This window comes from Mitsuokella sp. AF21-1AC, assembly GCF_003458855.1.
GTDB lineage: Bacteria > Bacillota > Negativicutes > Selenomonadales > Selenomonadaceae > Mitsuokella.
Genome location: NZ_QRVW01000009.1, coordinates 71,945 through 90,691 on the forward strand (window position 1 = coordinate 71,945; position 18,747 = coordinate 90,691).

General features: G+C 55.0%; 20 protein-coding genes and 6 tRNA genes. 6 read left to right on the plus strand and 20 right to left on the minus strand.

All coding sequences use genetic code 11. The features are described from left to right. Positions 1–296: 296 nt before the first annotated feature. Together DWX75_RS04990 and uxaC are read right to left on the minus strand one after the other, a co-directional pair. Positions 297–602, minus strand: a complete 306-nt coding sequence (locus DWX75_RS04990; protein ID WP_233519474.1) for a hypothetical protein — start codon at positions 600–602, stop codon at positions 297–299. A gap of 250 nt (positions 603–852) precedes the next feature. Then, positions 853–2,262 (minus strand): glucuronate isomerase, encoded by a 1,410-nt coding sequence (gene uxaC / locus DWX75_RS04995; RefSeq protein ID WP_118015257.1) that lies wholly within the window; start codon positions 2,260–2,262, stop codon positions 853–855. Positions 2,263–2,479: 217 nt separating this feature from the next. Here uxaC and DWX75_RS05000 point away from each other — a divergent pair, with 217 nt between their 5' ends. Beyond that, positions 2,480–3,271: a sulfite exporter TauE/SafE family protein gene (locus DWX75_RS05000; protein WP_118015232.1), complete on the plus strand. Its 792-nt coding sequence runs from the start codon at positions 2,480–2,482 to the stop codon at positions 3,269–3,271. 101 nt (positions 3,272–3,372) lie between these two features. Here DWX75_RS05000 and DWX75_RS05005 read toward each other — a convergent pair whose 3' ends face one another. From DWX75_RS05005 to DWX75_RS05020, 4 genes are all read right to left on the minus strand, one after another. Then, positions 3,373–3,597 (minus strand): hypothetical protein, encoded by a 225-nt coding sequence (locus tag DWX75_RS05005; protein WP_233519475.1) that lies wholly within the window; start codon positions 3,595–3,597, stop codon positions 3,373–3,375. A 294-nt stretch (positions 3,598–3,891) separates the two neighbouring features. Then, a complete protein-coding gene (locus DWX75_RS05010) occupies positions 3,892–4,740 on the minus strand; it encodes a histidinol-phosphatase (protein ID WP_118015234.1) in 849 nt (282 codons plus the stop codon). Beyond that, a complete protein-coding gene (locus tag DWX75_RS05015; protein ID WP_118015235.1) occupies positions 4,741–5,544 on the minus strand; it encodes an HAD family hydrolase in 804 nt (267 codons plus the stop codon). It abuts the gene before it with no gap. Positions 5,545–5,675: 131 nt separating this feature from the next. Then, positions 5,676–7,037: an MFS transporter gene (locus DWX75_RS05020; RefSeq protein ID WP_233519476.1), complete on the minus strand. Its 1,362-nt coding sequence runs from the start codon at positions 7,035–7,037 to the stop codon at positions 5,676–5,678. A gap of 281 nt (positions 7,038–7,318) precedes the next feature. Here DWX75_RS05020 and DWX75_RS05025 point away from each other — a divergent pair, with 281 nt between their 5' ends. Further along, positions 7,319–7,549, plus strand: a complete 231-nt coding sequence (locus tag DWX75_RS05025) for a DUF4405 domain-containing protein (protein WP_118015237.1) — start codon at positions 7,319–7,321, stop codon at positions 7,547–7,549. A gap of 101 nt (positions 7,550–7,650) precedes the next feature. Here DWX75_RS05025 and nirJ2 read toward each other — a convergent pair whose 3' ends face one another. From nirJ2 to DWX75_RS05040, 3 genes are read right to left on the minus strand one after another with little or no spacing between them, the layout of a single operon-like run. Next, entirely contained in the window at positions 7,651–8,649 is a 999-nt protein-coding gene (gene nirJ2 / locus DWX75_RS05030; RefSeq protein ID WP_118015238.1) for a putative heme d1 biosynthesis radical SAM protein NirJ2, read from the minus strand. Further along, a complete protein-coding gene (gene nirJ1, locus DWX75_RS05035) occupies positions 8,646–9,836 on the minus strand; it encodes a putative heme d1 biosynthesis radical SAM protein NirJ1 (protein WP_118015239.1) in 1,191 nt (396 codons plus the stop codon). The genes nirJ2 and nirJ1 overlap by 4 nt, the downstream gene beginning before the upstream one ends. 37 nt (positions 9,837–9,873) lie before the next feature. Beyond that, positions 9,874–10,470 (minus strand): TetR/AcrR family transcriptional regulator, encoded by a 597-nt coding sequence (locus DWX75_RS05040; protein WP_233519477.1) that lies wholly within the window; start codon positions 10,468–10,470, stop codon positions 9,874–9,876. A gap of 222 nt (positions 10,471–10,692) precedes the next feature. On the opposite strand from DWX75_RS05040, the gene DWX75_RS05045 reads away from it, so the two are divergent. The 3 genes from DWX75_RS05045 (at position 10,693) to DWX75_RS05055 (ending at position 12,136) form a co-directional block, all read left to right on the plus strand. After that, positions 10,693–10,770 (plus strand) — tRNA-Arg (locus DWX75_RS05045). 85 nt (positions 10,771–10,855) lie between these two features. After that, entirely contained in the window at positions 10,856–11,248 is a 393-nt protein-coding gene (locus DWX75_RS05050; protein ID WP_118015240.1) for a hypothetical protein, read from the plus strand. Between the two features lie 24 nt (positions 11,249–11,272). Continuing rightward, positions 11,273–12,136, plus strand: a complete 864-nt coding sequence (locus tag DWX75_RS05055; protein WP_118015241.1) for a 3'-5' exonuclease — start codon at positions 11,273–11,275, stop codon at positions 12,134–12,136. A 136-nt stretch (positions 12,137–12,272) separates the two neighbouring features. Here the strand turns inward: DWX75_RS05055 and DWX75_RS05060 are convergent. From DWX75_RS05060 to dcuC, 8 genes are all read right to left on the minus strand, one after another. Then, positions 12,273–12,358: transfer RNA gene (locus tag DWX75_RS05060), tRNA-Tyr, on the minus strand. Positions 12,359–12,362: 4 nt separating this feature from the next. Next, a tRNA-Arg gene (locus DWX75_RS05065) sits at positions 12,363–12,440 on the minus strand. A gap of 26 nt (positions 12,441–12,466) precedes the next feature. Then, positions 12,467–12,543 (minus strand) — tRNA-Ile (locus DWX75_RS05070). Positions 12,544–12,580: 37 nt separating this feature from the next. Then, positions 12,581–12,655 (minus strand) — tRNA-Gly (locus DWX75_RS05075). A gap of 4 nt (positions 12,656–12,659) precedes the next feature. Then, positions 12,660–12,734 (minus strand) — tRNA-Gly (locus DWX75_RS05080). A 168-nt stretch (positions 12,735–12,902) separates the two neighbouring features. Continuing rightward, a complete protein-coding gene (locus DWX75_RS05085) occupies positions 12,903–13,577 on the minus strand; it encodes a trimeric intracellular cation channel family protein (protein WP_233519478.1) in 675 nt (224 codons plus the stop codon). A gap of 26 nt (positions 13,578–13,603) precedes the next feature. Further along, entirely contained in the window at positions 13,604–14,731 is a 1,128-nt protein-coding gene (locus tag DWX75_RS05090) for a M20/M25/M40 family metallo-hydrolase (RefSeq protein ID WP_118015242.1), read from the minus strand. 72 nt (positions 14,732–14,803) lie between these two features. Continuing rightward, entirely contained in the window at positions 14,804–16,075 is a 1,272-nt protein-coding gene (gene dcuC, locus DWX75_RS05095; protein WP_118015243.1) for a C4-dicarboxylate transporter DcuC, read from the minus strand. Between the two features lie 244 nt (positions 16,076–16,319). On the opposite strand from dcuC, the gene DWX75_RS05100 reads away from it, so the two are divergent. Then, positions 16,320–16,793 carry a low molecular weight protein-tyrosine-phosphatase gene (locus DWX75_RS05100; RefSeq protein WP_118015244.1) on the plus strand — a complete coding sequence of 158 codons (474 nt, stop codon included), beginning with the start codon at positions 16,320–16,322 and terminating at the stop codon, positions 16,791–16,793. 74 nt (positions 16,794–16,867) lie between these two features. On the opposite strand, the gene rbr is transcribed toward DWX75_RS05100, so the two are convergent. From rbr to DWX75_RS05115, 3 genes are all read right to left on the minus strand, one after another. After that, positions 16,868–17,419 carry a rubrerythrin gene (gene rbr / locus DWX75_RS05105; protein WP_118015245.1) on the minus strand — a complete coding sequence of 184 codons (552 nt, stop codon included), beginning with the start codon at positions 17,417–17,419 and terminating at the stop codon, positions 16,868–16,870. Positions 17,420–17,545: 126 nt separating this feature from the next. Next, the gene (locus DWX75_RS05110) at positions 17,546–17,965 is read right to left on the minus strand and encodes a PaaI family thioesterase (protein ID WP_118015246.1); all 420 of its coding nucleotides are present in this window, start codon (positions 17,963–17,965) and stop codon (positions 17,546–17,548) included. Between the two features lie 43 nt (positions 17,966–18,008). Continuing rightward, positions 18,009–18,590, minus strand: coding sequence for a hypothetical protein (locus DWX75_RS05115; RefSeq protein ID WP_118015247.1), 582 nt, complete (start codon positions 18,588–18,590; stop codon positions 18,009–18,011). Positions 18,591–18,747: the final 157 nt, after the last annotated feature.

An 18,747-nucleotide genomic window follows, 5' to 3' on the forward strand; every position in this document is an offset into this window, starting at 1 on the left:
TTCGGAACGCGAAGCCTCTTTTTTGTTGCGTTTGATTCAATGCTGTTTCAGCCAATCATTCCACGTTATATTTATTAAAAATACAAAATAATAATATTTGTATTTTTAATAAATTTCGCTGTTCACTCTTTCTCGCATCAGGCGCAGCCGGAGCTGCGACGAGCGCTCATCGAAAGGGCTACTACAGCTGGGCGCAACGCTACGCCCTCTATCCCGTCTGCGTTCACGTTCGGGAATACTCATTGTCCGCTTTCTCTTCGACCTCGGGAATCTCATAGACAAGCTCCAGATCAATCTCACCACCATGCGGGATGATGCGTACCTGCTTGAACACAGCCTCTCCAGTTCTTGTCCAGCAGTCGAAGCGTCTGCTGTGCCGTCTGTGCAGTCGGCATCTCCCGATAGTCGGGGTACTCTGCGTCAGCCTTAAGCAGACGGTCGATTTCCCCATAGCGCAACCATTTGCCATCTTCGATGAACGTCTGGCGAATCAGAAAGTTCCCGTGATTGTAGAGGTTCTTGGAACGATGGCAGAAGTTGCGCAGCATGGCGCAAAAAGGTGAAGAAGGTTTAAGCCGGTGGTGTTCCACTCGTTTCATCATCCTCTATCGCCTCCTTGATCTTCCGCAGTCTTCTGCTGCTGGAATACGGCTTCATGGAGTAGCAATGCAACAAGTTCACGATTTCAGGTCACGACCACACCTCGACACGACCGGTAATTTTGTGAGCGTTGGCCTGGAAACCTGCAAGACACGAAGAACATCTTTAGCAAACATATGGGGTCCACTTCCCTTCTATAGATAATTAGAACATATTTTAATATGATTATCTATAGATTTGATATGGTTGATTTTATATCTTTACTATATGGAAGAACGATTTGATATTCTCATAGCAGACATTGCGGATGAGTGTGCCCAGTGCGTCCTGGTCAGCAGGGTAAAGCCCCTGGTTGGCAAGGTCAGCAAGGTAATCGCAGAGGATGCGGCGATAGTATTCATGGCAGGGCCAGAACATCACGCTGCGCATATCCGTGGCGAAGCCCACGCCCGTGCCGAGGATGCCAAGGCTGGCCATCGCGGCGAACTGACGGCGGATGCCAGCAGGCGTCTGGTTGACCCACCAGGAGGGACCGAGCTGCAGATGACCGGGCTCTGCCGCCTGGAAGGCGCCGAGGATGGCGCCGATGACAATCTCATCGGCCGGATTCATCGAGCTGATGATCATGCGCGGCAATGCTTCCTCACGCGAAAGCAGGTCGAGGAGTTTGGCGAGGCCCTCGCCGTTGCTGCTCGAGCTGATGCAGTCGAAGCCTGCCCCTGTGCCGAGCTTGGCTTTCATGGCCTGATTCACATCATGCAGGATGCCGTAATGAATCTGCATGACCCAGCCATGGTCGGCGTACTGTTTGCCGAGGAAACGAAGAAGAGCCGTCTGGTACTTCTCGACCTCTTCCTGACTCGGCGCGCCCTTGCTGTGGACGACGCGGCCGACGATATCGTCGAGTTCGTACTCTTCCGCTTCCCGGTAAACGATGCGCGGGAAACCGTGGTCAGCCGTGCGGCAGCCCATGGCATCAAAGTAATCAATACGTTTGGCCAGTGCCTCGCGCACATCCCGCATGGTCGTAATATCGACATCCGCCGTCTGCCCGAGGTCGTAGAGCATGTAATTGCCCCACTCCGGATTGGCAATGTCAAGGGCGGCATCGGGGTGCATGACCGGCAGGATCTTGACAGGATACCCCTCCTCGCGCAGCATGCGGTGCCATTTGAGCGTGTCCTCAGGGTTGTCCGCCGTGAACAGTACTTCGACATGACCATCTGCCAGCAGCGAACGCGCCGTCACCGAACCATCCCGAATCTTCTCCTCGCAGTGCGTCCACACCTCATCCGCTGTCGCCGCACTCAGGATATACCGGCAGTCAAAGACGCGGCGCAGGATCAGGTGCACCCACGTGTAGAGCGGATTGCCCGCTGCCTTCTCAAGCGCTTCGGCAAAATACTGGAAGCGGTCGCGTGCCGTGGCCTCGCCGCCCGTGATGTACTTTTCCGGCACACCGTTGCCGCGCATCAGCCGGCGGGCCACCGGATTATCGACCAGCGCCTCAGAAAGATTGTGATACTGCCGATTCTCCGCAATATCCCGCACAGGAATATGGGTATGGTAATCGATGATGGGGAGCTTTTCTGCATACTCGTGATACAGGTCTTCGGCAAGTTCCGAATTCAAGAGAAAATCTTCATCCATAAAGCGTTTCATAAAGACCAACCTCTCTTTCCTGATTGTTTATAATGAGATAATTCGCGCTGTGTTCTGCAAATACCTGCCGAAAAAGAAGAAAAAGACTGACAATGAGACACGAACGAAAAGAGTATCGTCTCTATCGGAAAGTCATATGGCCAGCGGATGAAATCCTGCGGACGAATATGGTATAATGGCATTGCAATTCCTTGAAAACAAAGAAAGAAGGCAATCCATGGACATCATCTTATTCCTCGTGCTGGGCGTCGGCGTCGGCGTCTTCGGCACGCTCGTCGGTATCGGCGGCGGCCTCATCTGCGTCCCGATCTTCATCCTCTGCATGTCAGAGGGCGGCATCTATCCCTACTTCCACACGGCCGGACAGATTGCGGGCACCTCGCTCGTCGTCGTCTTCGCCAATGCCCTCTCGGGCACGCTGGCCTACATCCGCCAGAAGCGCGTTTTCTTCAACGCCGCCATCCCCTTCGCGATTGCAACGCTGCCCGGCGCCATCCTCGGCTCCTACATCGTCAACCGCTTCAGTACGCCGATGCTCGATCTCTACTTCGGCATCTTCCTGCTCATCATGTCCATCATCATGTACTGGAACTCCACGCACAAGCCGGCCACGGACCTTCTCGAGCTGCCGAAGGACTTCCAGTACAATCGCATGCTCGGTATCATCGCCAGCCTCGGCGTCGGCTTCCTCTCGAGCATCTTCGGCATCGGCGGCGGCGTTATCCACGTGCCTTTGATGATCTATCTGCTCGGCTTCCCGGTCCACGTCGCCACGGCGACCAGCCACTTCGTGCTGGCCTGCTCCTCGGCCTTTGGCGTCGTCTCACATTATATGCTCAATCACATCGTCTGGATTCCGGCAATCTGCATCTCCATCGGCGCAGCCATCGGCGCGCAGATTGGCGCCAAGATCTCGCGCAAGACGAAGTCAAAGGTCATCCTGACGCTCCTGTCCCTGGCCATGTTTGCCCTTGGCCTGCGCCTGATCCTACTCGGCAGCGCTCACTAAGCATCCACCAGAGAGAATCGCAGCAAGCAAATCGCTCAATCAAAAAAGAGGCGTATGACGGCTTTCGTCATACGCCTCTTGCTGTCTCAGTGTCTTCTTGTTCAGGCAACGCCTTCTGCCTTGGCGGCAGCTTCGCCGGCATTCTTGTCGAGCCAGCGGCCTACGAGCTCGCGCTCATCAAGCGCCTCGGCATCCTTCAGGTCATGCTGCTCGGCATAATCCTGGAACCCCGTGCATCCCATCAGGCGGGCTGCTTTCGAGAACTGCTTGACTCTGGCCGGAACAAATACGTTTTCACACCACTGGGAATAAATCTGTACTTTCACGATAAAACCTCTCCTCGTTACTGCATGATTACAAAATCAGTAATGGTAAAACAAACATCCAAAACCCATCTCGATCAATCACCTGCAGCACCAGACACATCCTTGACGTGCAACCTTTCCCAACCAAAACTGCCAAACATCAAACAAACGCGACATCCGTGCAAACGAAATGTGAGTGAAATGGACTTACCTCCAACCGTCTCTCGCCCGGTTCATGCTTATTATATCCTTCCCCATCGGACACGTCAAGAGGATTACAATAAAAAATATGATAAAATAATTTTAAACTATACTTCAATCGAACGAAACAAACGAACGTTTGCGATGAGAGAAGCGCAATGTGCCCGTATAACCGAATTCCCTGGCATAATCGACAGCCATCTGATTGTAGTTGCCGCAGTCCTCCGGTTTATGCGCATCCGACGTCGTGATGATGGGCAGATCGTACTGTGCCGCCAGCTTCATGAAATCCGGATACGGTGAAATCTCATGGATGGGATACCGGTAATACGTGCCCGTATTGACATCGACTGCCATATTGGCCTTCTTCAACGCCTTGACCACACGCATGAGGTACGGTGTCACATCAAAATCCGGCAGATAACGGAACAGGCGGATGTTGAAGGGATGGCCGAGCACATCATAAAGGCCGGCAGCTGCGAGCTTCTCGACTTCTTCCGCATACCACTCGTAGATTCTCTCAAGCGGAATCCTGTCCCACTCCGCCTTGATTTCCGATGAATCATAGGCCCAGCCATGCAGGAAATGGACGGAGCCGATGATGTAGTCAAAGTCGTAATCCTTGAGGATATCGCGGACTGCCGCCTGATCCTGGAAGTTGCAGACCTCGATGCCGATCTTGACGTCATGATGCTGCTGCAGCTTGTGCATGAACGCGAAATACTCGTCGAGCGTATACTTGAACTTATTCGTCTTGAGCCACTGCTGCTGGAAACTGCCGATAAAGGAATCATCGAGGATCAGATCCTGATAATACAGGGGCTTGAACTCAGGGAACGTATGGGAATGCTCGGATATGCCGATTTCCGCGAGGCCGCGCTTCCTGGCAGCCGTGAAGAACCCCTCAACCCAGTTCTCGTCATAGGAGCCCTTCTCAAAATGCATGTGGTAATCAATCCGCATTTATATCAGTCCTTCCTTCATCAGGCGCTTGATACCGAGCAGCACGCCATGCTCTTCATTCGTTGCCGTCTCAAAGCGCGCCAGCTTCTTGATTTCCGGATACGCGTTGCCCATGGCAAAACTGTAGTAAACGGCCTCCATCATCTCAGCGTCATTCATGTAATCACCAAAAGCCGCGCACTCGTCCGGGCGAATCCCGAAGCGCTTCTGCACTTCCTTGACTGCTACACCCTTATTGATGCCGGGATTCATGAGATCCACCCAGTGATCACTGGCCAGCACGACCTGCAGTTTTGACTCAAACGGCTTCATGACGGGATAGATGGTCTCGGCCGCATGACCGGTAGGATCAAAAAATGACACCTTGACGGGGATATCCGGTACATCGATAAAGGACGGGATGGGCTCCGAATGCGTGTAATATTTATGGAGTTCCTCCAGGAATTCATCCGTATACTGATGCGTTAACACGTAGCCGTTCTTCATGCCGCAGAAGACGCCATAGACACGCTTCAATGGTTCAGCCGTCTTCAGGACCTGCTGCGCCAGCTGCTTGTCCATCGGGCATGTGAAGATTTTCTCGCCCTTGTACGTGACGACGGTGCCGTTTTCTGCAAGGAACAGGAACCGGTCCTTGTACTTCATGAAGCTGTCCTCCAGTGAATAATACTGACGGCCCGATGCCGGCGCGAACATCACACCACGCTTCTCGAGCTCCGCCACGATCTCATCAAACCCGGCCGGTACATTGCCGTGCTCGTCGAGCAGCGTGCCATCCATATCCGAAAAAATGATCTTGATCATAAGGTCCCTCGCAATCTCTAAACGCCGCCTGCAGCGGTCCGTATCATACCATAAAATCACCCTCATTATAGCAGGAAATGACCGCTCTTTTCAATTCCTGCCGCATCCCCCCGATGAAGGTTGACCAGACATTATTTCGCTGCTGTGCGCGAGCGCCGGGCAACGGACGGCAGGATGCCGATGACACAGAGAACCGTGAAAACGATGAAGGAAATCTCGATATTGCGCACGAGTTCTGCACCAGGTGTCAGGAGGCTCCAATCGAGCGACAGGATCATCGTCACGATGGCCACCGAGACGACCTGCCCGACGAGGCGGACCGTGCCGAGCATGGAGGTGGCAAGGCTGTACTGAGGCTTCGGCACGGCCCCCATGATGGCATTGTTGTTCGGTGCGGCAAAGAAGGCAAAGCCGATACCGATGACGACGACGACAGGCACGACCAGCCAGAGAGACTGCAGATGGACGGCCAATACCAGCCCCAAGATGCCAAAAGCCGTGATGGCCATGCCAAGCGTCGCGATCTGCGTCGGCGCATGGCGGTCGGAGAGTTTTCCGGCTACAGGAGAAAGCATGGCCATGACGATTGGCTGGATCAGCATCATGAGACCTGTTTCCCGCGAAGTCAGATTAAGGACCGACTGCAGATAGATGGACAGCAGGAAGCTGATGGCAAACGTCGCACTGTAATTGATCATGGCCGTGAGATTTGACAGCGAGAATTCGCGGTTCTCCACGAAGATATGGACGGGCACGATGGGGTCCTGCGTCTTCCGCTCATGACGGACGAAAACCACGAGCAGCAGCAAACCGCCCGCCAGAGCCGCCCAGCCCCACGAAAGTTCCACGAGCTCTGAAAGGCCGAACATCGCGAGGATCATGGCCAGGCCGTAGAGCACGCCCCCCGAACCATCACCTCCCGATACATTCGTTTCGCGCCATTCCTGATGCAGATAGCGCATCGTCGTCACGACACAGGCCAGGCACGCCAGCGTGATGAAGACGAAGATGCTCTGCCAGCCCGCGTAGTAATTGAGCAGGCCGCCGAGCACCGGGCCGCAGGCCAGGCCGACATAGACCATCGAAACCATCCAGCCGAGTGCCTGTCCGCGCTGCTCCTTCGGAAAACTCAGCGCCACGATCGACATGTTCGTCGCGTAGAGCATCGATGCCGCCACGCCCTGCAGGGCCCGGGCCGCCAGCAGCAGCGACATGTTGGGCGTCACGATGCAGAGCGCAGATGACACGGTAAAAAGAATCGTCCCCCAGAAGAAAATGCGCCGCTTGCCGAGGCGGTCCGCCAGCTTGCCCATCGGCAGCAGGCAGACGATCGAGGCCAGCAGGAATATCTCCAGGACCCAGCCGAGCTCATTGGGAGAGGCCCCGTAATCCCGCCCGATATCCGGCAGCGAGAGCGTCAGTGCGCTGCTCGTGAATGGCGTCAGGAACGACGACATCATCATGATCAAAAGGATCTTATTGCGATTGTTCAAAGTCATAAATTCACCTAAATTCATATAAAAATATAAAACAACAGACTCACGCGGCTTATTTTACGCACAGAATCTAAAAAACACATTACAGTTACTCCCCTCGCGGCCGCCCTGCGGCAGGGAATCTGCATCCTTCTTCCTCTGCGCCGTTATAAGCCAGCCCTCCCAGAATAACCACCAATTTTCAGATAAAATTTAGCGAACATACACAACATTTTCATCATTCTCCGCTATCATTGATGATAGAAACAACTCAGACATACGCTAAGAAGGTGACAGCGATGAAAAAGAATTTTTACCTCGATATCCTGTTGATCATCTGCATCCTGGTATGCGGCATCACAGGCATTGTTCTCGATTTCCATCTCTTCGGCGGCATGGGCCGCGCGGGCAAGGAACTCTTCTCGAATATCCACACCTGGTCCGGCTACATCATGCTCGCCGCCATCGTTCTTCACCTCGCCTGGCACTGGAAGTGGCTCAAAGCCGCTGCACGCCAGCTTGGAAAATAATCCCTCTCTCATCCCCCCCATTTCCCAAAAGAAACGGTCTGTTCGCCGGAAGTCCCTGCAGGCTTCCCGGTGAACAGACCGTTTCTTTTTCGGTATGCAGCTTATTCGCCGCGGCGTCCGTGATAGAGGCACCAGGGCTCTTCGCTCATGTAGTCGCCGCCGTGATAGTAGGCAGCGCGCGCGCGGCAGCCGCCGCAGGCGCCCTTGTAGTTGCAGGAGCCGCAGCCGCCGCTGTAGTCAAGCGTGCGCAGCTTCTGCAGGACCTCATTTTTAGCCCAGATCTCGTCAAACGGCGTCTCGCGCACATCGCCGAGCTCCATGTTGAGGTAGGCGCACGGCTGTACCTTGCCGCGCGGGCTGATGATGCAGTACGAAAGACCGGCAAGGCAGCCGCGGTGGAAGCGCGTTTTGTAGCCGAGCTGATCAGCGATGCGCAGGAACTGCGGCGCACACGTCGGCTTGAGCTCGATGTCGACTTCCTGCTGCTTCTTCATGATGCGCGTCAGGACATCTTCGTACTGCTCGGCACGCAGCGACTCCTCCTCGATGGTCTTGGCGCGGCCTGTCGGCACGAGGAAGAAGAAATGATGTGCCTTGGCTCCGATCTCAACGGCAAAATCCGTCATGGCCTCGAGCTCCTGCTGATTCCAGTCCATGACCGTCGTGTGGATCTGGAATGGCAGGCCAACGGCCGCACAGTTCTTCATGCCCTGCACGGCACCTTCCCAGCCGCCCGGGAAACTGCGGAACTTGTCATGCTTCTTTGGGTCAAGCGAATCGAGCGAGATGCCCATCGCGCGCGCACCAGCCTCTTTGAGCTTCTTCGCCATATCGAGCGTGATGAGCGTGCCGTTCGTGCCAAAGACCGGGATCATGTGAAGGTCCGCCGCACATTTGACGAGCTCGAGGATATCCGGGCGCATCAGGGGCTCACCGCCCGAGAAGATCATGATCTTGAAGCCGGCCTTCGCGATCTCGTGCAGCAGCTTCTTGCCTTCCTCGGTGCTCAGTTCCTCCTCGGCCTTGCAGCCCGCATCACGGTAGCAGTGCGCGCAGTACATGTTGCAGGCATTCGTCGTATTCCAGGAAATGATCTTCATTTATGTTCCTCCGTCAGTCCGATTTCTTCATCCGTCAGATAGCAGCTCGGGTCCGAGGCCCAGAAATCACCCGTGCGTGCCTCGGCGCGCGTGCGGAAATTGCCGTTGCAGTTATCGAGCCACTTGCATTTCGCGCAGCGTCCCTTCAGGAGCGGCTTGCGGTCCTTGAGGCCGGCCATAATCGGATTCGACGTATCCTGCCAGATATCGCCGAACTTGCGCTCGCGCACATTGCCGAATGTATGATGCTGCGTGAACTGATCGGGATGAACGTACCCCAGGGGATCGACCTCGCCGAACGCGATGCCCGAGCGATTGCCGCCATTCATCGAGATGTACTTCTTGATCTGCGCCGCCGTTTCCACATCACCGGCCTCGAGTGCCTTGAGATACATGTACGGACCGTCGCAGTGATTGTCGACGGTCAGGATTTCCTTCTTGAGGCCGCGCTCCTCGAAATCCTTTGTGCGGCGGATGATGATGTCCATGGCACGGCGGGATTCTTCCGGCGTGACGTCCTGATCCATCATCTGCTCGCCGCGGCCCGAATAGACGAGGTGGTAGAAGCAGACGCGATTGATGTTCTCCGCTTCGATGAAATCGAAGATGCGGTCAAGTTCCTGGATATTGTGATGGTTGATCGTGAAGCGCAGACCGACGTGCTGACCTACCGCCACGCAGTTCTTGATGCCCTGCATGGCTTTCTCGTAGGCGCCGTCCACACCGCGGAATTTATCGTTGACATCCTTGAGCCCGTCGAGCGAGATGCCGACATACCCCACGCCGATGTCCTTGATGCGCTGTGCGACCTCGCGCGTGATCAGCGTGCCGTTCGTCGAAAGCGTCGGACGCACGCCCTTCTCCTGAGCATAGGCCGCGAGCTCAAAGAAATCCGGGCGAATCAGCGGCTCACCGCCCGAGAACAGCAGCACGGGCACATGGAAGTCCGCGAGATCATCGATGAATTTCTTGGCTTCTTCCGTTGTCAGTTCGTTCTGATATTTCTTCGCATCGGACTGCATATAGCAGTGCATGCACCGGAGGTTGCAGGTCTTCGTCGAATTCCAGACGACAACAGGGCCGACACCCTCTGCTGCACCATTGCGCATCGTGTGCGCATTCTTTGTATAGCGCAGCCGGTCGCCAAAATACTCCCGGGCAAATAAAAGCTTCGTTACACTGATCATTACAAAACACTCCTAAATACAAGTACACAAATCCTGCTCAGTTCTTGATGCCGGACAAGAGAATGCGCGTCTTGAGCGCGACGTTCTCCTGGAAATTAATGGGCAGTTTGCTGAATGCTGCTGCCTGATAGATAGAATGGAACATCTCCGCAATGATCTCAGCGGGAACATCCCGGCGAAGCTCCCCGTCCTTCTGTCCCTGGCGCACGATGTCCTCAAAGACCGGCTTGAAGCCAGGCGCCGGCATCGCACGGTCCTGACGGCCGGCAGGCATGGCGGATTGCTCCGCCGCGGAAAGGAACAGGGGCAGGACAAAGCGGTTCTCATCGAGGAATCTTGCCGTGATGCGGCTGCCGGCTTCAAGCATCTCATAAGAAGGCCGTTTCGCAGCCCGCAGCTCGTTCAGCCCTGCATCCACCTCGTCGACGAGGCGGGCCAGCAGGCACATGAGCACTTCCTCTTTCGATTGAAAATAATTATAGAACGTGCCGATGCCGAGATCCGCTGCATTCATGATATCCGCTACCGAAGTCTCCTTGAACCCCTTCGCCGAGAATTCACGCACGGCCGCATCCAGGATGGCCTTGCGCGACTGCAGTTTCTTCCGCTCCCTGCGTCCCATCTTTTCTTCCATATCGATCGCTCCGTTTCCATTCAGTCTTCCTTCTGTGTCTATTCCATTATAATAGAAAATGTCCGCTTTATAAAGAGAAAAATGAATAGAATTCACTTTTTATCATCACGCACAGCCCGTACTCTACGAAAAAATTTTTATTTTTTCAAAGGCAAGTGTTGACAGACCGCCAGGGTCATGCTATTATAATATACGTTGATTGCGAGAGCAAAAGACGAACATGACTCAGTAGCTCAGCTGGATTAGAGTATTTGACTACGAATCAAAGGGTCGGGGGTTCGAGTCCCTCCTGGGTCACCATATGAAAGTAAGGCATCAGCTGCGGCTGGTGCTTTTTTCGTATCTGTCAAAATCACCCGTATATAAAGTAAAGGAAGGGATCATCATGCTCTATATCGTCACCGAGCTGCTCACCGAGGGACAGGCCAAGACCTTCTCCATCATTGGTGCCACGGAAGACAAGCAGAAAGCTGCCGGCATCGCCGCCGAAGTCTACAAGGACTACAACAAGAATGCCTCATTCCAGAACATCGAGATGATCACGGAATGGCTGGCCACGCGCCGCGCGTACTCCTTCCGCAAGGACAAGGATCACCGCCTGCAGCTGGCCATCACGGAACTCGACGGCAACGTGCTGCCAGAGGACAAGCGCGTCGTCTTCAGCGCCCAGGCCGAGGAAGAAGAACTCATGCGGCGCGTGAGCCAGGCACTCTTTGAGGGCAAGCACACGGCCGAGCGCGGCGGTGCCGTCCACTCCTGCCCCATCGAGCAGAAGTGATCCCCAGAGAAAAGAAAGGATGATATGATGAAAATCATCGTTTTCGATACCGAAACCACCGGCGTGCGCGTAACGGATGAAGTGCTTTCCCTGGCCATGGTCGACGGCGAAGGCAGCGTCCTCCTCGACAGGCTCTACGCTCCGCAGTCGCACAAGGAATGGCCGCAAGCCCAGCAAGTCCATCACATCAGTCCGCAGGACCTCGTCGGCATGCCCACGATTCTCAGCGACAAACAGGAAATCGAAGCCCTGCTCAACGACGAGGACACGATGCTCGTCGGCTACAACCTCGGCTTTGACCTCCGCCTGCTGCGCCAGAGCGGCCTCTCCATCCACCCGCACCGTACCTACGATGTCATGGAGGCCTTCGCTGAATACCGCAAAGTACCCGGCACGCAGCGCGGCAAATGGCGAAAATTCAAGCTCACTGAATGTGCCGCCTACTTCCAGTACGACTGGCAGGATACGAAGGCACACGGCGCACTCGCCGATTCCCTGGCCACGCTTCACTGCTACAAGAAGCTCGCCAAGATCATCGGCGGCCCGGCCAGCAATCCCTTCGCCGGCTACCTGGGGCTCCCCTTCAGCCGCATCGCCGCTGACGAACTGCGCGAGCTAAAGAAACTCCTGAATCTGCCGCTCCAGAAAGACATCATCTACGTCAACGACCAGAATGAAAGCCTGCCGGCTGATGAAGTGACGATCACGCGCGTTCTGCAGCCATCCGGCACCTGCGTCCTCAGCATTACAGCCGGCGGGCAAAGCCACGACGTGCTTGCCGATTTCCTCGCCGAGATGCAGAAGACCGGTTTCCGCAAAGTGGAACAGCCGCTCGTCAGCCGCCGCCCCGCTCCCGCGGAAATGGCAGAACAAACCTCACTGTTCTAACCACACACGATATACAGGAAAATCCCGACGCATTGCTCGTACGTCGGGATTTTTTCATGGAGGACACAAAGGCTTCCGCGTGTAAGTTCCAGACAACAAAAAAGACGCCGCTTACGCGACGTCTCATCGTTCATAGTGGTGGGCAGGGATGGATTCGAACCATCGTAATCCGAAGATGACAGATTTACAGTCTGTTCCCTTTAACCACTCGGGCACCTACCCACAATGGTGACCCAGGAGGGACTCGAACCCCCGACCCTTTGATTCGTAGTCAAATACTCTAATCCAGCTGAGCTACTGAGTCATGTTTTGTTGGCTATGAAATTGTTTTGGTGGGCCCACTTGGACTCGAACCAAGGACCGACCGGTTATGAGCCGGTTGCTCTAACCAACTGAGCTATAGGCCCATTGATATATGTGATCCGCAAAGCGGAATCAGGCAAATGGAGCGGAAAACGAGGCTCGAACTCGCGACCCCCACCTTGGCAAGGTGGTGCTCTACCACTGAGCTATTTCCGCAGTATGGAGCGGAAAACGAGGCTCGAACTCGCGACCCCCACCTTGGCAAGGTGGTGCTCTACCACTGAGCTATTTCCGCATCTGCCGTCAATCTCCTGCGAGCTTTTCTGTGTCTCTCACTGACTGACAAAAACTATTTTACTCATTTTCAGAGCTTTTGTCAACAGGTTTTTTCATTTTTTCTGCCAAAAAATCAAAAACAGATAGAAAACAGGGCGGGAAGCCTGTTCCCGCCCTGTAATGCTAGTTAAAGATCTTTATTCTGATGTTTGGCGCGGCGATGAAACATCCGCCCGCCAGGATGCGGATGATAGAGCTGCCAGCCAAAATGCAGTGCGCAGCCGCGCAGCAGCAGTACCACCAGAAAACAAATCCAGGAAGAGATCTCTGTCCCCCAGATGGGCCAGCTCCAGCACATGACGATGCCTCCTGCCAACGAGGCCACGGCATAGACGTCCATGCGCAGGACAACCGGCACGCGCTGTGCCATGAGATCGCGCAGCATACCGCCGCCCACGGCCGTGATGACGCCCAGCGTGACGGGGAACACATACGGGTCCCCCGTCCCCTGCATGAGGCCTGTCGACGCGCCCGTCACGGTAAACGATGCCAGGCCGATGGTATCCGACAGATTGTAAAGGAAGGTCATGCTCTTCCTGCGCCGGCTGTCAAAATGCATGGCCGAATACGCAAAGGATACCAGTATTGCCGCGACGATGGACATCAAGAGATCCGTCGTCTTCGTCATGGCCCCCGGCGGCGTGATGCCCGCTAGCACGTCGCGCACCATGCCGCCGCCGACAGCCGTCAGCAGAGCCAGCACGATAACGCCAAAGATATCCATGCGGCGCGACAGGCCAACCATGGCGCCTGAAACCGCAAAGGCGACGGTACCCGCCCAGTCAAATAAGATCCAGGTCACATTCTCTCTCCCAACTGTTTGTGTTTTTATCCGCGCTTGCAGTCTGCAGCCTGCTTGACGATCTCAAGCGCCCATTCTGCTGCATCGTAAAGATCTTTTTCTTCAATATACTCTTCTTTCGTGTGGCAGTTCGTCATGCCCACAGCCAGCACGACAGTCGGCACGCCGTACGTATTGAAGTGGTTGGCATCCGAACCGCCGCCCGACTCCTCGAGCTCAACTGGGAAGCCCAGTTTCTCCGCGGCACGCTTTGCCACCTCAATGGCCGGGCTGTCCTGCGGAATCTCGTAAGGACCGTAGTCCGGGCTGACCTCTGCGTGAATCTGGCAGCCGGTTTTCTCAGCGCCCTGCTCAAAATGATCGACGATGCGCTGCGTGATGGCATCGAGCTTCGCCTTGTCGCGGCTGCGCGACTCGTAGAAGACATCGCAGGTATCGGCCACGACATTCGTCGCGCTGCCGCCTTGGATGCGTCCGACGTTGCAGGTCGTCTCCTCATCGATGCGACCCTGCGGTGCATCAGAAAGCAGGATGCCGGCTGCCTGAATGGCATTGATGCCCTTCTCCGGCTCTACACCGGCATGTGCAGCCTTGCCCTTGATGGCAATGTGGATCTGGTTCTTGCCCGGAGCCTTGTAGCTCATGACGCCCGGATGGCCGTGCGTATCGAGCGTAAAGCCGAAATCTGCATGCAGCAGGCTGCTGTCGAGATTCTGCGAGCCATGCACGCCGTTCTCCTCGGCAATCGTGAATACGACCTGCAGCGGGCCGTGCGGGATATCCTGTTCCTTAAGCTGACGCAGCGTCTCGAGGATGGCCGTGACGCCTGCTTTATCGTCGGAGCCCAGCACCGTCGTGCCATCGGAGCGGATGATGCCGTTCTCGATCTGCGGATGGACGTCGCCGCAGGGTTCCACACAGTCCATATGCGCCGTCAGCATGACCGTCGGCGCGTCAATCGTGCCCGGGAAATCCGCCACGAGATTGCCGCAGTTGCCGCCGAGCTTAACGCCGGCCTGATCTTCATGAACCGTACCGCCGAGTTCCTCCAGGCGCTTCGTCAGAAGATCGCCGACCTCACGCTCCTGACGCGTGGAGCAGCGGATCTGCACCAATTCGAGAAATTCCTGCAAAACACGCTCGCGATTAATCATCATAAAGACTTCCTTTCTATGCGCTCACCATCATTATACCATAATGGCAGCTTGACTTATCATATATCCATCTCAAAGCATGAACATGAGGACCAGCGCTGCGACAAAGCACGGCAGCGCATTGCGCTTTGAGACTTCAATCGGGTTGACCTTGGCAAGGCCTGCGCAGATGATGGCTGCACCGGCGACCGGCGAGATGGAACGGCCCATGGCACCGGCGATCTGAGCGAGAGAGCCGAGATCCATGATGCTCATGCCGAACTGCTCAGCAAACGGCGTAACCGCACCATTGAAGGCAAAGGCAGCGGCGTCACCGGAACCCGAGATGACGGCGATGAGGAACGGGCCAAACGTGCCGGCAGCAGCTGCTGCGGACTGCGAACCCTTCATGAGGTCCGTCAGTGCACCCGTGAGGCCGATGGCCGTCATGCCGGCCGTGAAGACACTGGCGCAGACGATCAGACCGATGACATCCGCATAGGCATTGCCCATGCCCTGGAAGAACTTGCGGCAGACTTCCTGAAGATCCGTGAGCGTTACGAGGAAACCGAGCGCCACACCGACGAGCATCGAGAGCGGTACGCTGACTTCTGGGATGAGGCCGACCTGCTTCGAGCTGATGATCAGGAGAATCAGCGGCACGAGCGGCACGATGGCGCGCAGCGGATTGACATGGAATGCTTCGAGTTCCTTGGCATCTTCACCGAGAGAAGCAAGGTAGGCCTGGCGGCGTTCTTCCGTGGCACCCTCGCGGCGCACGACTGCATAAGCCGTCATGACAGCCACGCAGGCAATCGAGGCGATGATGGCTCCCGGCGTCTCGTTGATGATGACCGTCATCATGTCCGTACCGGCGAGATCGGCAACGAACGGGTTATGCGCGTTGCCCGGGCTGATGGCACTGCCCCAGGTGCCGGCAAGAACTGTAGCGGCAGCCATGGCCGGATGAACACCGGCAGCGATGAGCGTCGGAATGAGGATACTGCCGACAGCAGCCGAGCAGCCCGAAGCCGAAGGAATGGCCAGGCTGATCCACCAGGTCAGCAGGAACGAGAGCGGCACGAGTACGGCGCGGCCCTTCTTGAGCAGACCCGAGATGGACTGGACGAGATGCTGGTCACATTCCGTAAGGCGCATGACGTAAGAAAAACCCATGACCGTACAGATCGTCGGCACCAGCGAGTTGTTGACCATCGCTTTCGTGAATGCCTTCATGACATCCCCCGGCAGGCCACCGATCAGGCACATCAAAAGACCTGCTAAGAATAATACCAGACGTGCTTCGTACTTTTTGACGATCAGTACGAAGGTAAGGATGACAATAAGTCCTCCAACAATCAACATGATAAAAACCTCCATTCACATTTTATGATTTTTCTGTTGATTCCCCCTGCTATTATTGTATATAGATTTCATTTATCTTTCAATAGGTTTTGATAATTTTATTGTATGTACACAGGATACACACACGGGGACAAACTTGTAACAATGTATCTGAAAACGATTACTATATACAAAAATCCGCCAATAGGAAAAAATCGGTATACATGCTACAATAAACGTATCTTTTTGCAGAAAGGAATTCGCAATGAAACGTATCTTATTCGTCTGCCATGGCAACATCTGCCGTTCCACGATGGCAGAATTCGTCATGAAGGAGCTCGTGCGCCGGGCCGGACTGCAGGACCAGATTATGGTGGCCTCAGCGGCCTGCCATCGCGATGAACTCGGCTCCGACACACATCCCGGCACCAAAGCGCAGCTGCGGAAAAAGGGCATCCCGTTCACACCGCGCCGCGCCCGCCTGATTACACCGCAGGATTACGAGACGTATGACCTCATCATCGGCATGGACAACGAGAACATGTGTGATCTCAGACGCCTGACAAAGGGTGACCCCGACCGCAAGACCTGTCTGCTGCTCGACTGTGCCGGCGAGCATCGCGAAGTCGCCGATCCCTGGTATACCGATAATTTTTCCGCAACATATGATGATGTGCTCAAGGGATGCCGAGCACTGTTGCAGCATATCAGGCAAAATAAAAAAGCCCCGCTAGCTTGACCAGGAGGCGAAAGAAAAAAGGGGGACGAACGTCCTCCCTTTTGTTTGCTGTGGTGTATGATTATGCAGGCAAATCAGTAGTTCTCGGCGTTGACCTCGAAGAAGCTCTGCGGATGTGCGCAGACCGGGCATACACCCGGGGCCTTCGTGCCAATGACGATATGACCGCAGTTGCGGCACTCCCAGATCTTGACCTCGCTCTTCTCGAAGACCTGCGACGTCTCGATGTTCTTGAGCAGTGCACGATAACGCTCCTCATGATGCTTCTCGATGGCAGCAACCATGCGGAATTTCTGTGCCAGGACCTTGAAGCCCTCTTCCTCTGCCGTCTTGGCAAAGCCCTCGTACATGTCCGTCCACTCGTAGTTCTCGCCTGCGGCAGCATCTTCCAGATTAGCCGGCGTATCACTGATACCAGCAAGTTCCTTGAACCAGATCTTGGCATGCTCACGTTCATTGTTTGCCGTCTTCAGGAACAGTGCAGCCATCTGCTCATAGCCGTCCTTTTTTGCACGTGATGCAAAATACGTATACTTATTCGTTGCCTGACTTTCACCGGCAAAAGCAGCCCACAAATTCTTTTCCGTCTGAGTTCCTGCATACTGAGTTTTCTTTTCTTCAGCCATTTCATTTCCTCCTAAAAGATAATACGTAGTAACATCTCTTGATGACTTTATTATATCAGCATTTCGCAGATATATCCAGTGTAATTTACAATTATTATTTGTTAACAATATAAAATTAATCTTATTTTAATCGTCAACACGGCCGAGCACATAGAATGTGCCATGCGCTTTGGCATAGAGCTTGCCGTCACGGTCCGTGATCGTGCATTCGAGCGTCATGTTGTGCTGGCCGTCGTGCAATACCTGCCCCTGCGCGTAAATATGCGTCGTCAGCGGCACCGAATGCATGAAATCCATGCCGAGCTCAATCGTGACCACGCGCTTGTTGTGCATGAGCGCCGCAGCGCCCATGGCCGTATCGGCCAGCGTCATGAGCACGCCGCCGTGGATGATGCCGTAAAGATTCGTATGCTCCTCCTCGACATCGAGCTCCAGACGGATCTGACCGTCCGGCGTCGGCACGACCTGCGCGTGAATGTATTCAACAAATGGATTCTGATGATAAAAATCGACGATTTTCTGCTGCAGCTCCGTCATCTGCTTCATGCTGCCATCCCTTTCCTGTGGCGTCTTACCGTCCCATCCCGGCTCAAAGCAGGATGGACTGTACCGACGGGAGTCTCTGCATGCGCTCCGTACCCGGCTCATAATGATGATACTTCGGCATATAGTGGCTTTCGAGGCGGTACACATCGATATCGAGATAGGCAGCCGCCATCGCGGCTGCCGTGCGCATCAGAGGCGAACCGCCCGTGATGTCGATGGCACTCCTGCCCATGGAATCCCAGATATCATGCTGCTTGCGGATCACGCGATAAAGCGCCGTCGCATCACCCTCCTGGATGGTCGTCACACAGAAGCTCCCTTCGTCCAGTCCCAGATTGTTGCAGAGCAAGGAGAGCTGGATGTCGTGGTCCCGGCCGCAAAGCACATGGACATTCTGCGGGTCCAAGAGCTTGACATTGAAGGCTACCTGCTCCCACGAAGACCCCAGCAGCAGGAACATGCCGTAATACGATGTTTTCTTCTCCGTCGCATAATGCCCGATGAAGCGTTCCTGCGCCATGGGCACCAGCTCGGCATCGTAGTAATTATCGGCCCATACCTGCTGCTCCGGCGTATCCTGCGGCAAGCCGAGCCAGATTTCTTTTTTATCCTCTAACCCGATCATAGCACGACCTCCCCCTGATCAATCCTGTCACGTGTTACCTTTTTCTACGGTTCACATATTATCTTTCTAGCTCGACAGCACATTTCCCTGCTTGTTTCCGGAAAACAAAAATGCATAAATCAAAACCACCAGTTAAACTGGTGGTTTGCTCTGGCCC